Source organism: Kitasatospora sp. NPDC023385, from assembly GCF_055664045.1.
The window spans coordinates 241,716-254,426 of the sequence record NZ_JBVOOL010000009.1; the positions used below are offsets into that span (position 1 = coordinate 241,716).

A 12,711-nucleotide genomic window follows, 5' to 3' on the forward strand; every position below is an offset into this window, starting at 1 on the left:
AGCGTCAATCCTGCCGCCCGGCAGCGGGATCGGACCGGCCCGACCCGGACCGGCGTCGGCCGGGCCGGGCGCGGAGGGCGGGCCGCGGCGGCGCTACTAGCCGACGACGCGGTGCACCCAGTCCCGCGCCGAGTCGAACCAGCCCACGACGTTGTCCCAGTAGTGCGGCAGCGGCGTGAAGTTCCACAGCGCCACCGCGGCCACCGCGAGCACCAGCAGCACCACCAGACAGCCCTTGAGGCAGCCGAGCCCCGGGATGTACATCCGGTTGCGGCTGCGCCGACGCGGCTCGCGGGCCGGCGCGGGCTCGCGACGGGCCGCCTCGCGCGGCTCCTCACGGCGCGGCGGGGCCTCCCGGTACTGCGGCGCGGGCGGCTCGGCCCGGCGCGGCACCGGGGCGGGCGGCGGCGGGTAGCCGCCCTGCGCGCCGCCGTAGCCGTCCGGGGCCTGCCGGTAGCCGCCCGGCGGCTGCGGACGGCCGCCGGGCTGGCTGCCCCGGCCCGGCCGGCCGCCCTGGCCGCCCTGCCCCGGCTGACCGCCGGGCCCCGCCTGGTAGGGCGGCGGGGCCTGGCGGTAGCCGGCCGACGGCTGCGGCTGGTGGCCCTGCGGCGGGTAGCCGGGTCGGCCGCCCGCGCCCTGGCCGGCCGGTCCGCCCGGGCCCCCCGGTCCGGCCTGGTAGGGCGGCGGGGCGACCTGCGGCTCGCCGTACTCCTCGTAGTCCTCCGGGCCGAAGTAGCCGACCTGGGTCTGCTGGTTGCGGTCCCGCGCCGCGCGCAGCTGGGTCTGCCACGGGTGCGGGGCCTCCTCCTGCGGCGCCGGGGGCACCAGGGGCGGGGGCGGCGGCACGGCGGCGGGCGGCAGCACCTGGGTGCGGTCCTGGGTACGGTCCTGGGCGCCGAACGGCGGCGCGGGCGGCGGCTGGGTGCCCATCACGCGGGTCGCGGCGGCCGGGTCGTACTGCCCGGCGCCCGGGCCGCTCGGCGGCAGCACCCGGGTGCTGTCCTCGACGCCCGCAGGCGCGCCCGGGACGGCCGGGACGGCGCCGGGGACCGCGGTGGGCCGCGGGTCCGGGTGCAGCAGGGCGGCGACCGCCAGCGCCTCGTCCACCGCCGCCGGGGAGGCGTGCACGCCGACCCCGGCCGCGACCACCCGCAGTGCGCGGGCCAGCGTGGTGGCGCTCGGCCGCTGGGCCGGGTCCTTGCGCAGGCAGCGCTCGATCACCGTCCACAGCGGCTCGGGCATGGTGCTGGGGCGCTGCGGCTCCTGGGCCAGGTGGGCCTGGAGGACGGCGAGCGCGCCGTCGCCCTGGAACGGCTGGCGGCCGGTGACCAGCTCGTACAGCATGATCCCGGCGCCGTACACGTCCACCGCGGAGGTCTGCGGGCGGCCCTCGGCGGACTCCGGCGCGACGTACGCGGGGGTGCCGACGAACTCGTGGGTGCGGGTGACGCCCGGGGAGTCGGCGAGGCGGGCGATGCCGAAGTCGGTGAGCAGCGGGTGCATCTGCTCGGTGCCGTCCACGACCGTGGAGGCGAGCAGGACGTTGGCCGGCTTGAGGTCGCGGTGGACGATCCCGTCCGCGTGGCTGGCCGCCAGCGCGTCCGCGACCTGGGCCATCAGCAGGGCGCCCGCGATCGGGCTGAACGGGCCGTTGGCGCGCAGGTAGCGGGCCAGGTCGGGGCCGTCCACCAGGTCCATCACCAGGGCCAGCAGCTCGCCCTCGACGACCAGGTCGCGGACCCGGACGATGTTGGGGTGGGTCAGCCGCAGCAGCAGCGAGCGCTCGCGCAGGAAGCGCATCACGACGTCCGGGTCGGCCGCCAGCTCCTCGCGCAGCACCTTGATCGCCACCCGCTGCCCGGGCTCGCTGCCCGGCACCCGGACGTCCTCACGCACCACGCCGCGCCAGACGGTGCCGGTCGCACCCCGCCCGAGGGTCTCATCCAGCAGATACTTGCTGCCGACTGGCCGCACCTGTCGCACTCCTCGCCGTGCCGCCCGCGCGGGGCGCTCCTCCGCCGGTGCGGTGAGCCTGCCGGGCCCGTGTCTGCGGCCACTCTAACGGTGTCCGTTCGGGTTTCTGAGGTGACCGGCAGGCCATCCGAGCAGGGTTGGGGGACGGCTCCCGGGGCAGTCCTCGAGGGAGTCCCCGACGGGGTCTCCCGGGGAGGCCCCGGAGCAGGTCGCCGGGCCTGCTCGGGGGTCGTCGGGGCGGCGATTGACCTGACCCTTCGTCGCCTCCACCATGGCGATGATCGCAAGATCGTCAAATCCGGTACCGTGCGCGGACCGTCCGTGCCTGATGGCAGGATGGACACTCGCCACTCGTGTGGCCCAACGGGGCCGCCGCGGCCGCCCGGTGCGTCCACGACGGCGCCGGGCAGCGGTACCAGGCTCCACATCAGCAGAAGGGACCCGCGGGCGAGATGCAGATCCGGCTGACCGTCCTCCGACCGCGCAGCGGCCCGACCGCCGCCGGCTCCGCCATCCCCTACGTCGACGTGCTGGTCACCGCGCCCGTCGGCACCGCGCTCGGCGCCATCGCGGGCGCCCTCGCGGGCGCCGTGGGCGTGCGCGGGCCGCGAGCCGCCACCCATGTGCACCTGTACGCCGGAGCGCACCGGGTCGACGAACACACCCTGCTCGGCCACCCCCCGCTGCTCGACGGAGCCGTCCTCAGCCTCAACGAGCCCGACCCGACCGCCGACGACTCCGACGACGCCCCCGCCGCCGAACTGCGCGTCATCGGCGGCCCGGACGCCGGCGGCGTGCACCGGCTGCACGGCCGGGAGATCCGGATCGGCCGCTCCGGCGAAGCCGACGTCCCGCTCGACGACCCGGACGTCTCCCGGCTCCACCTCGCCCTGCACCTCGCCGACGACGGCCGGATCTCCGCCCGCGACCTCGGCTCCACCAACGGCACCGCCCTGGACGGCCGGCTCGTCCCGCCCGGCCCGCCCGGGGCCGCCGTCCCCCTGGAACCCGGCGCCCTGCTGCGGATCGGCGAGTCCACCCTGCAGGTGACCGCCCCCGACCCGACCGCCGCCACCGGCCCCGCCCGCGCCGCCCTGCCCGACGGCCACGGCCACCTCCAGCTCGCCGCCCCCGGCCCCGTCCGGCCCGCGCCACCGCCGACCGAACCCCCCGCCGCCGCCGAACCCGCGCCCGGCCGGGGCCGCGGCCTGTTCTCCCTGCTGCCCGGCCGCGCCGCCGAACCACCCGGCCAGGAGAGCGCCGAGCGCCACCACGCCGCGGTACGGCTGCGACAGGCCGCCGCCCAGCGCGAACGCTGGCCCGACCTCGCCACCCTGCTGCTCAACGCCGTCGGCCCCGGCCCCCGCCTGTGGGAGCGCGGCCCCGGCCACCCCGACGCGCTCACCCTGCGCCTCGGCACCGCCGACCGCCCCGGCGGCCCCGGCACCACGCCCGGCGCGACCCTGCCCGCCGTCCCCGTCACCCTCGACCTGCAGACCGCCGGCAGCCTCGGCCTCAGCGGCCCGCGCGAACGCCTGGACTCCCTCACCCGCGCCGTCGTCGCCCAACTCGCCGCACTGCACCCGCCCACCGGGCTCAGCCTCGTCGTGGTCGACGCCGACCCGGCCCGCAGCCCCGAGGAGCGCGTCGACACCTGGGCCTGGTCCCTGTGGCTGCCCCACCTGCGCCCCGTCGACGGCCAGGACTGCCGCCTGCTGGTCGGCCTGGACGACGAACAGGCCACCGCCCGGCTCACCGAACTCACCGCCCGGCTCAGCGGCCCCAGCGGCCTCGGCGGCCACCCCGCCACCGTGGTCGTCGTCGACGGCCGCCCGGCCACCGAGACCGCCCGGCAGGCCCTCGACCTTCTGCTGCGCCAGGGCCCGGCGGTCGGCATCTTCCCGATCTGCCTCGCCGAACAGCCCGAACTGCTCCCCCGGGGCCTCGGCGCCACCGCCCTGATCACCGGCGAGGTCGGCACCCAGCTGTCCCTCGACCGCCCGGTCGCCCGCGGCCGCGAGACCCTGCACGAAGTCTCCCTGGACGCCGTCTCCGACGCCTGGGCCGAACGGCTGGCCCGCCTCCTCGCCCCGCTGCACGAGGCCGCCCCCGCCGCCCGCGGCCCCCTGCCCGACGCGCTGCGCCTGCTCGACCTCCTGCAGCTCGACACCGTCACCCCGGCCAAGCTGTCCGCCCGCTGGGCCGCCCACGCGGGCGGCATCGGGGCCGCCACCGCACTGCTCGGCACCACCCGGGACGAACTGTGCACGCTCGACCTGGCCGACCCCGAACTGTCCCTCCCCTCCCCCGATCCGGGCGGCCCGCACCTGCTGATCGGCGGCGCCCGCGGCTCCGGCAAGACCGAACTGCTGCGCACCCTGGTCGCCTCACTCGCCGTCTCCGAACGCCCCGAGCTGCTGGCCGTCACCCTCATCGAGGGCCGGCCCACCGAAGACGGCCTGGACGGCTGCACCGAACTGCCGCACGTCACCGGCCTGGTCAACGCCGCCGCCGACCCCCGCGCCGCCCTGCTCGCGGCCGAGGCACTGGATGACGAACTCGCCCTGCGGGAGCGGCTGTTCGACGGCCTCGACTTCGCCTCCTGGCACGCCACGCGCATACTGGACGACCAGCACGGCCTCGGCGCGCAGCGCAGCCTCCACCGCGAGGGCGCGGACGCCGTACCGGTACCCGCCACCGTGGGAGCCCCGTCCACCCCGAGCGCGCCGCCCGCCCGCATCATCGCGCCACGCAACGGCGAGGGCCCCCGGCCCGCCCCGACGCCCGCCGCCCCCGCCACGCCCGTCCCGGCCCGGCTGGTCGTCGTCGTCGACGACTACGACGCCCTGCTCTCCCCCACCTCCCCCGCCGGCCGCCCACTCGCCCGCGCCCTGGCCGCCATCGCCCGCCGCGGCGGGCCGCTCGGCATCCACCTTGCCGTCGCCACCGGCCGCCCGGAGGACAGCGCCGGCACCGAGGTCGACGAGGCCGCCCTGCTCCGGATCGCCCTGCGCACCGACGACCCCGCCGACTCCGACCTGCTGATCCACCTCGGCGACGCGGCCGCCCTCCCCGAGGACACCCCCGGCCGCGGCTACCTGCGGCTGCCGGACGGCGGCGTCACCGCCTTCCAGACCGCCCGGATCAGCGGCCGGATCCCGCGCACCGCCACCCTGCGCCCGACCGTGGTCGCGATAGACCCCCTCCAGCTCGGCGCCCCGCCCGCCCGCCGCCCGGTCCGCGAACTCGGCAACGGCCCCACCGACCTCGCCCTCCTCGCCAGCGCCCTCCAACGCGCCGCCGCCCGCTGACACCGGCCACGAGGCCCCCGGTCAGGGTCGGCCGGGGCCACCGGAACCACGGCCGAGCAGCATGCACGCCGCTGCCGGCCCGACGCCCCGCGCAGGAAGCCGGCCAGGCGCTACGGGCGCGGGTCGGTTTTCCGGTGGAGAGGTGAAGCGGCGCCCCGTCGCCGATTCCGACCTTTCGCAAACGGTTCACACTCTGCGTAGCCGACGTGCCACTTTCCGCATCATCAACAGAACATAGGAGACCCCGGCGGTGGTGACGCCGAATGCGGCCGCGGCCACGACCCGGTGCCCCGGCCGGGCATCTGCCGCGCCTGCGCGGGCCTCGGCACGAGAGCCGTCTCCGTCGGCACCGCGGCATCCGTCACTTCCGCCGGCGCTGCCCGTGCCCGCGCAGCCCTGCGCGGGCGGCTCGGGCCACCCGCGGTGGCACTCGGCGGCTGATCACCGCGTGCGGCCCCGGCGGAACGCCCGGACGGTCAGGCGCACTTGATGTCGCGGTTCACCACGGCCATCCCGGCGACCGTCCGCCGCTCCCCGGAACGGCGGACGGAAAGCGGCGGACGGAAAGCGGCGTGCGGCTGCGGCACGGGCCGGTCAGTGGGCCTGGGGCCGGTCGGCGAGGCCGCGGGTGTAGTGGGCGGCGGCGAGGACCGAGGCCATCAGCTCGGAGTCGAGCACGGAGGCGTCGGCCAGCCGGGTCGCCGCCGCGTGGGAGGCGAGCAGCGTCTTGGTGACCCGCAGCGCGGCCTCGGGTCGCCGGACGACCGGCCTGACCCACTCGGCGACCGCCCCGTCCAGGTCCTGCTCGGCGACGACGCGCTGCAGGATGGCGAGCTCCCGCGCCTCCACCGCGCCGACCGGACGGCCGGTGAGGATGATCTCGCGGACCCGGGCGGCGCCGACCTCGTGGATCAGGCGGGGCAGCAGGCCGCCCCAGGCGACGGGCACGCCCAGGGCCAGCTCGGGCAGCCGGAAGACGGCGTTGTCGGCGCCGACCCGCAGGTCGCAGGCCAGCGCGAGGGCGAAGCCGGCACCGGTCGCCCGGCCCTGGACCCGGGCGACGGTCACGGCGGGGCCGGCGGCGAGGGCCTCGCAGACCCGCCGGGCCTTGTCCCCGTAGCTGCGTATGCCGCCGCCGGTCGGGTCCTCGTCGAGCCCCGTGGTGAGCGCCTCGCGGTCGCCGCCGAGGCAGAAGTCCCGGCCGGCCCCGGACAGCACGATCACCCGCACGGCCGGGTCGGGCACGGCCAGGACGGCGAGGAGTTCGTCCAGCATGGCCACGGTGACGGCGTTCCCGGTCGCCGGGCTGTCCAGCTCCACGTGCAGCACCGGGCCCCGGCGCTCGGCACGCACCGTACGGGCCGCCACCGGAGCGGGCTCGACAGCGGGACCGGCAGCGGGCTCGGTGTACGGGTGCGGGAGGTACGTCGGCTGCGTCACGTGCGGCGGGTACTGCGGCACTTGCGGGATCTGCGGCGCCTGCTGGATCTGCTGTGCCTGCGGTGAAACGTTCATGCGGCCACTCTCAGGGACGTCACCCGGTGGAAGACCATCCGGGGTGCGTACTCGGGCGGGCTCGCCGCCCGCAGCGTCGGGAAGCGCCGCAGCAGTTGGCCGAGCAGGGCGCGGGCCTCCAGCCTGGCCAGGCCGGCGCCGAGGCAGTAGTGGGCGCCGCCCCCGAAGGTGAGGTGGCTGCCCCGGCGGAGCACGTCGAAGGTGTGCGGGTCCGGGTTGCGGCGCGGATCGCGGTTGGCCGCGCCGTACATCACGTGGACCACGGTGTCCTTGGGGAGGAACACCCCGGCCAGCTCGGTGTCCTCGCCCGCGACGCGGCTGTTGACCCGGATCGGCGGGTCGTGGCGCAGCGACTCGTCGATCGCCGCGTCGATGTGCTCCGGCCGCTCCCTCAGCCACTCCCACCGGCCGGGCGAGCGCAGCAGCGACCACACCAGCGAGGAGAGCATCGTCGCGGTGGTCTCCAGTGAGGCGATGGTGACGAACATGGTGAGCTGGTAGACCATCCGGTCGGTGGCCTCGCGGTCGGACTCCAGCGCGTCCCAGGTGCGGATCCAGCCGGCGATCACGTCGTCGCCGTCGCGGTCGCGGCGCTCCCTGACGAGGCGGGTGAAGTACCGGCGCAGGTCCTTGGTGGCCTGCTCCGATATCGCCAACTGGCTCTTGGTGGGCAGCAGTTCCTGGGCGTGCACCTGGTTGTGGGTCATCGTCAGGATGTGCGGGTAGTCCTCCGGCGCGAGGCCCAGCCAGCGCCCGACGGTGCCGATCGGCAGCTGCTCGCTGACCGTGGCCGCGAGGTCGGCCTCGCCGTCCGTCCGTATTCGCTCGGCCAGGCGGTCGAGCAGCCCGGTGACGTCGTCCTCGATGTGCGGCGTCAGGTCCCGAAGGGTGTTGCGGTCGAAGAGGTTGCCGAGGCTGCGCCGCTGCCTGGTGTGCTCGGGCGCGTTGAGCCGGGAGAGGGTCCGGCTCATCTCCTGGGTGGCGACGGCCTCCCAGCGCTCCGTCCCGGTCTGCCGCGCCTGCCAGGCGAGGTCGGGGACGAGCCAGGTCCTGCCGCGCAGGACCTGGTCGCACGCGTCGTAGCCGGTGACCAGGTAGCCGCCCCAGGGCGCCGGGACGAGGTCGCCCAGGGCCCTCAGCTCGTCGTAGACCGGGCTCGGGTCGGCGAGTCCTTCGGCCGACCGCAGCCTCCGCAGGAGCGGTACGGCCGCGCGGCGGTCGACCTCTCCGCCTGGGCTCTCCGAATCCGCGGGGCGGGCTTCCAACATGGCGGTCACACGGGGCTCCTCAACGCGCGGGCGGGCAGTACGGCGGCGACCTACCCAACACCAGCGCGCTCAAGCGTCGATCCGTGTTTCCCCCGTCACGTACCGCACGGCCGTCGCGCGCCGTTCACCTCGCGGTGACCGAGCGGCTTCCGACGGCCTGTCGGCCCGTCGGCCCGGGAGCCCCGGGCCCGCTCAGAGCCGGAACACGTCCAGGAACGAGCTCCACCACCCCTTCTTCTGCGGGGCCCGGCCGGACGCTGGGGCGGTGGCCTGCGGGTACGCCTGCGCGGTCTCGGAGCCGGCCGGCGACCGGTCGGACGCCCCGGCCGGCGCGGTGTCCGCGCTCGCGGCCGGCGCGGTGGTGCGGGCGGCCACCGGGCTGAACCGCACCGGCAGCGAGACCAGGCCGCGCTGGAACGGGCCCGGCCGCCACTCCACGCTCTCCGCGGGCACCGCGAGCGTGACGTCGGGGAGCGCGTTGAGCAGGCACTCGATCGCGCTCAGGGCGATCAGCTGGGCCGGGGACTTGGCCGGGCAGGCGTGCGGTCCCGCGCCCCAGGCCAGGTGGGCCCCCTTGCTGAGGGTCAGCCGGGCGTCGGTCAGCGCGGGGTCGCTGTTGGCGGCGGCGAAGCTGATCACCACGGGGCTGCCCGCGTCCATCGGGACGCCGCCCAGATTGAGGTCCTGCATGGGGTAGTGCGTCGCGTAGTTGGCGATCGGCGGGTTGTTCCACAGCACGTCGTCGAGGGCTTCCTCGATGCGCAGCCCGGGGCCGCCCTCGCCGGACAGCATCAGGAGCAGGGCGTTGCCTATCAGGTTGCGTTCGGGCTCGACTCCGGCGCCCATCAGCATGACCAGCTGGTCCTTGAGCTCCTCGTCCCGCAGGCCGGCCGGGTGCTGGATGAGCCAGGAGGTGATGTCGTCGCCGGGCTGGCGGCGCTTCAGCGCGACCAGGTCCATCAGGCAGGAGGTCAGGTCCTCGTTGGCCTGGATGACGTCGAGGCCGTCGAAGAGCGAGGACATGCTGCGGGTCAGCCGGTCGCCGATGTCGGCGGGGCAGCCGAAGAGCTGGTTGAACAGCAGCAGCGGCAGCAGCTTGGCGTAGTCGTTGAGCAGGTCGGCCCGGCCCAGCGGGCTGAACTGGTCGATCAGGTAGCCGGCGATCCGCTCGACGTGCCGGTTGAGCCGGTTGTCGTTGAGCCGCTCCAGGCTCTCGGTGACGGCCTTGCGCAGCCGCAGGTGTTCGGCGCCGTCCGTGAAGAGGCAGTTGGGCCGGTAGAACATCATCGGCAGGACGGGGCTGTCCATCGGCACCCGGCCCTCGTTCAGCGCCGCCCAGCGCCGCGAGTCCCGGGCGAACATCCCGGGGTTCTGGAGCACCCGCCGCGCGGCCTCGTGCGAGGTGACCAGGGTGGCGTCCACGCCCGGGGCCAGCTCCACCGGCGCGGCGGGACCGTGGGCGCGCAGCTTGTCGTAGACCGCGCCGGGGTCGGCCGAGAACATCTCCCCGTAGAGCGGTGTGCTCACGCCGACGTGCATCGGGCAGCCCGGCGGGGCCGGCTGCGGGGCGGGGCGCTGCGGAGAATCCATGGGTCGTTCCTTGGAGGTGGCCCCGGGCGGGTGCGGACCCGGGAGGGTTCGGGGAAGGGGGGCGTGGGGGAGGCGCGGGGGGCGCGGGAGATCAGGAGGCGCGGGAGTTCAGGAGCTCAGGAGGCGCGGGCGAGCAGGTGCCGGACGAGCGTCAGCAGGGCGTTCGCCGAGGAGCGCTGGTCCCGCGCGTCGCAGAACACCACCGGGGTGTGCGGCAGCAGGTCGAGGGCCTCGCGCAGCTGGTCCTCGGTGTAGTCGCTCTGCCGGTCGAAGCTGTTGACCGCCACGGCGTACTCCAGGCCGTACTGCTCGATCAGGTCGATGACCGGGAAGGTGTCGGCGAGGCGGGTCGGGTCGGCCAGCAGCAGCGCGCCCAGTGCCCCCCTCGCCATGTCCTCCCAGAGCTGCATGAACCGCTGCTGCCCCGGCGTGCCGAACAGGTACAGCACCAGGTCGTCGCCGAGCGTCAGCCGGCCGAAGTCCAGGGCGACGGTCGTGGTCTTCTTGTCCGGTACGCCGCGGAGGTCGTCGACGCGGATGGACGCCTGCGTCATGCTCTCCTCGGTGCTCAGCGGGGCGATCTCCGACAGCGCCCCGATGAGCGTGGTCTTGCCGACCGCGAAGTGCCCCACGACCAGGATCTTGACGGCGGTCGTCACCGCGCCCGGGACGTAGATGTCCTCAGGCGAACCGGCGTTGAAGTCCATGCAGCACCTTCTCTAGAAGTCTCGGATCCGGAGCCTGGGCCGGGGCCGGGGCCGACCGGCGCAGCAGCCGTCCGTCCCGGATCAGGTCCGTCAGCAGCAGCCTCACGACCCCCACCGGAAGCTCCAGCCGCGCCGCGACCTCGGCCACCGAGAGGTAGCCGCCGGAGCACAGCTCCCAGATCGCCCGGGTCTCCGGGCTCGGCAGGGCGGGGAGCTCCTGCTCGGGCGCGACGGTGACCAAGGTGATCAGAGACAGGTCGTCCGCACTCGGTAAGTCGCGCCCGCCGGTGATGACGTAGGAGCGGATGAAGCCCCCGCTGACCTGCTGTTCCTCGCCGCCCGCGGTCATGAGCCGCTGAGCGTGCTCTGGCGAGGCGCCGCCGACATCGCCCGCCCGAGTGCGCCGACCTGCTGCTGCATCCGGAAGGACATCGCCTCCATGTCGACGTCGGGGGCGGTGGAGGCCGCCAGGTACGCACCGCTGCCGGCCGCGATCAGGAAGATCCAGCCGTGGTCGTACTCCAGGAGGGTCTGTCGCCAGGCCCCGACGCCCCCGCCGACGAACGGGGCGACGGCTCGGCTCAGCGACTGCATCGAGCTCATCGCGGCGGCGTTGGTCTCCGCGTCGTCACGGCCTATCTCGCTGGACCGTTCGAGCAGGAGGCCGTCGGCGGAGACGAGGATGGCGTGCCGGGCGCCGGGTACCTGGAGTACGTCGTTGAGCACCCAGGAAAGATCACGGCTCACTGGATCTCGGTTCCTTCCGTGGTCATGGTGGTGCGCCCGGACAGCGTGCCGCGCTGGAACGCACCGAGGCGGGACGGCGTCTGCCGGCCGCTGCCGCGCGCCGGGGGCTCCTCGGCCCGGTCGGGCTCCTCGGCCCAGCCGGAGTCCTCGGGCCAGCCGGGCTCCTGAGCCTGGTCGGGCCGCGGCGCGGGGACGACCGACACGGGGCGCTGGCGGCGGCGTCGGGGCAGCTGCCCGTCGGCGGTCATCTCGGCCGACGCCGTCGCGGCCGGCGGCGCCGGCACCGGGGCCAGGGGCGCCGCCGGTTCGGCCAGCGACACCAGCCGCTGGCCGGGGGCTTGCGGCCAGGCCTGTGCGGGCTGCTCGGCCGGCTCCGGGCGGTAGTCGGACCGGTAGTCGGCCTGCCCGGTGACGGCCGGGGCAGGGGCTGCGACCTCGCTGCTGAGCAGTTCGGCGGGCAGCAGCACCACGGCGCGCACGCCCCCGTACGGGGAGACCGAGTCGACGGAGACCCGGAAGCCGTAGCGGGCGGCCAGCAGGCCGGAGACCGCGAAGCCGAACTTGGGGGGGTTGCCCAGGCTGGTCAGGCTGATCGGCGCGCCCGGGTTCAGGAGCGCCGCCGCGCGGTCCTTCTCCTCCTGGCCCATGCCGAGGCCGGCGTCGTCGACGATCAGGCAGACGCCGGTGGGGACGGCCTGGACGCTGACCTCCACCGGGGTGTCGGGGGCGGAGTAGTTGGTCGCGTTGGCGAGCAGCTCGGACAGCACGACGGCGACCGGCTCGACGACCTTGCTGACGAGCGAGACGCTGACCCGGGAGTGGATCCGCACCCGGTCGAAGTGCCGGATCCGGCCCTGGGCGCTGCGGGCCACGTCGAAGACGGAGGCGACGCTCTCCCGGCGCCCCAGCCAGCCGCCGCAGAGCACCGCGATGCCCTGGGCGCGTCGGCCGAACTGGCTGTTGGTGTGGTCGACGGTCATCAGGTCGGCCAGGATCTGCGGGCTGTCGCCGTACTTGCGCTGTACCTTCTCGATGACGACCTGCTGCTCGTCGGCCAGGCCCTGCAGCGTGCGCATCGCCGCCTTGAGGACGGCCTTGGTGTCCTCCTCGGCGTCCCGACGGACGTCCGTCAGCTCGGCGGCGTGCCGACCCCGCAGGCGGTCGTGCTGGGCGGCGACCTCGTCGCGCTGCCGCTGCGCCAGGGCGGCCGCCTCCTCGAGGGAGGCATTGCGCCGCCGCAGGGCGAGGTTCGTCCTACGGGCTTGGACGGCCGCTCCGACGGCTGCGAGCATCACCACGATGAAGACCCAGAAAAAGGGTTCCTGCACAAATGTCGTCATGAAACTCTCTTCAGGTGGCATCGCGCGGAGCCGGTCCGGGCTCCCGTGCGCGAACGGGACTGGCAGCCCGAGCCTCTCCGAAAGGGCCCCTGATGCTCATCGCATCGCGGTGCTCTCCGGCGCGAGACCTGGGGCAACGCCTATCGCGGGGTCAGCCTACTGCAACTCCTGCCCCGTCAGAACAGCCACCAAAAAGGGCAGTTGGGGCGAAATTCCACGACCCGTCAGGAACTCTGTCGGGAATTGGCGGAGTTCGTGA

At 75.3% G+C, this 12,711-nt stretch carries 9 protein-coding genes; 1 reads left to right on the forward strand and 8 read right to left on the reverse strand.

Annotation, left to right across the window (positions count from 1 at the left end; translation table 11 throughout):
* Nucleotides 1–96: 96 nt before the first annotated feature.
* Complete coding sequence (locus AC0B61_RS17220; RefSeq protein WP_471741494.1) at nucleotides 97–1,974, reverse strand: serine/threonine-protein kinase; 1,878 nt, start codon at nucleotides 1,972–1,974, stop codon at nucleotides 97–99.
* A 452-nt stretch (nucleotides 1,975–2,426) separates the two neighbouring features.
* Between AC0B61_RS17220 and AC0B61_RS17225 the strand changes: the two genes are divergently transcribed.
* Nucleotides 2,427–5,285 carry an FtsK/SpoIIIE domain-containing protein gene (locus AC0B61_RS17225; RefSeq protein WP_471741527.1) on the forward strand — a complete coding sequence of 953 codons (2,859 nt, stop codon included), beginning with the start codon at nucleotides 2,427–2,429 and terminating at the stop codon, nucleotides 5,283–5,285.
* 594 nt (nucleotides 5,286–5,879) lie between these two features.
* On the opposite strand, the gene AC0B61_RS17230 is transcribed toward AC0B61_RS17225, so the two are convergent.
* The 7 genes from AC0B61_RS17230 to AC0B61_RS17260 form a co-directional block, all read right to left on the reverse strand.
* Entirely contained in the window at nucleotides 5,880–6,800 is a 921-nt protein-coding gene (locus tag AC0B61_RS17230; RefSeq protein ID WP_471741495.1) for an enoyl-CoA hydratase/isomerase family protein, read from the reverse strand.
* Nucleotides 6,797–7,930, reverse strand: coding sequence for a cytochrome P450 (locus tag AC0B61_RS17235; protein WP_471741528.1), 1,134 nt, complete (start codon nucleotides 7,928–7,930; stop codon nucleotides 6,797–6,799). The genes AC0B61_RS17230 and AC0B61_RS17235 overlap by 4 nt, the downstream gene beginning before the upstream one ends.
* Nucleotides 7,931–8,260: 330 nt before the next feature.
* Nucleotides 8,261–9,658, reverse strand: a complete 1,398-nt coding sequence (locus AC0B61_RS17240; RefSeq protein WP_471741496.1) for a cytochrome P450 — start codon at nucleotides 9,656–9,658, stop codon at nucleotides 8,261–8,263.
* Between the two features lie 116 nt (nucleotides 9,659–9,774).
* Nucleotides 9,775–10,365: a GTP-binding protein gene (locus AC0B61_RS17245; RefSeq protein ID WP_471741497.1), complete on the reverse strand. Its 591-nt coding sequence runs from the start codon at nucleotides 10,363–10,365 to the stop codon at nucleotides 9,775–9,777.
* Entirely contained in the window at nucleotides 10,340–10,714 is a 375-nt protein-coding gene (locus AC0B61_RS17250; RefSeq protein ID WP_471741498.1) for a DUF742 domain-containing protein, read from the reverse strand. The genes AC0B61_RS17245 and AC0B61_RS17250 overlap by 26 nt, the downstream gene beginning before the upstream one ends.
* Complete coding sequence (locus AC0B61_RS17255; RefSeq protein WP_471741499.1) at nucleotides 10,711–11,112, reverse strand: roadblock/LC7 domain-containing protein; 402 nt, start codon at nucleotides 11,110–11,112, stop codon at nucleotides 10,711–10,713. Before AC0B61_RS17255 ends, AC0B61_RS17250 begins: the two co-directional genes overlap by 4 nt.
* The gene (locus AC0B61_RS17260; protein WP_471741500.1) at nucleotides 11,109–12,452 is read right to left on the reverse strand and encodes an ATP-binding protein; all 1,344 of its coding nucleotides are present in this window, start codon (nucleotides 12,450–12,452) and stop codon (nucleotides 11,109–11,111) included. The genes AC0B61_RS17255 and AC0B61_RS17260 overlap by 4 nt, the downstream gene beginning before the upstream one ends.
* Nucleotides 12,453–12,711: the final 259 nt, after the last annotated feature.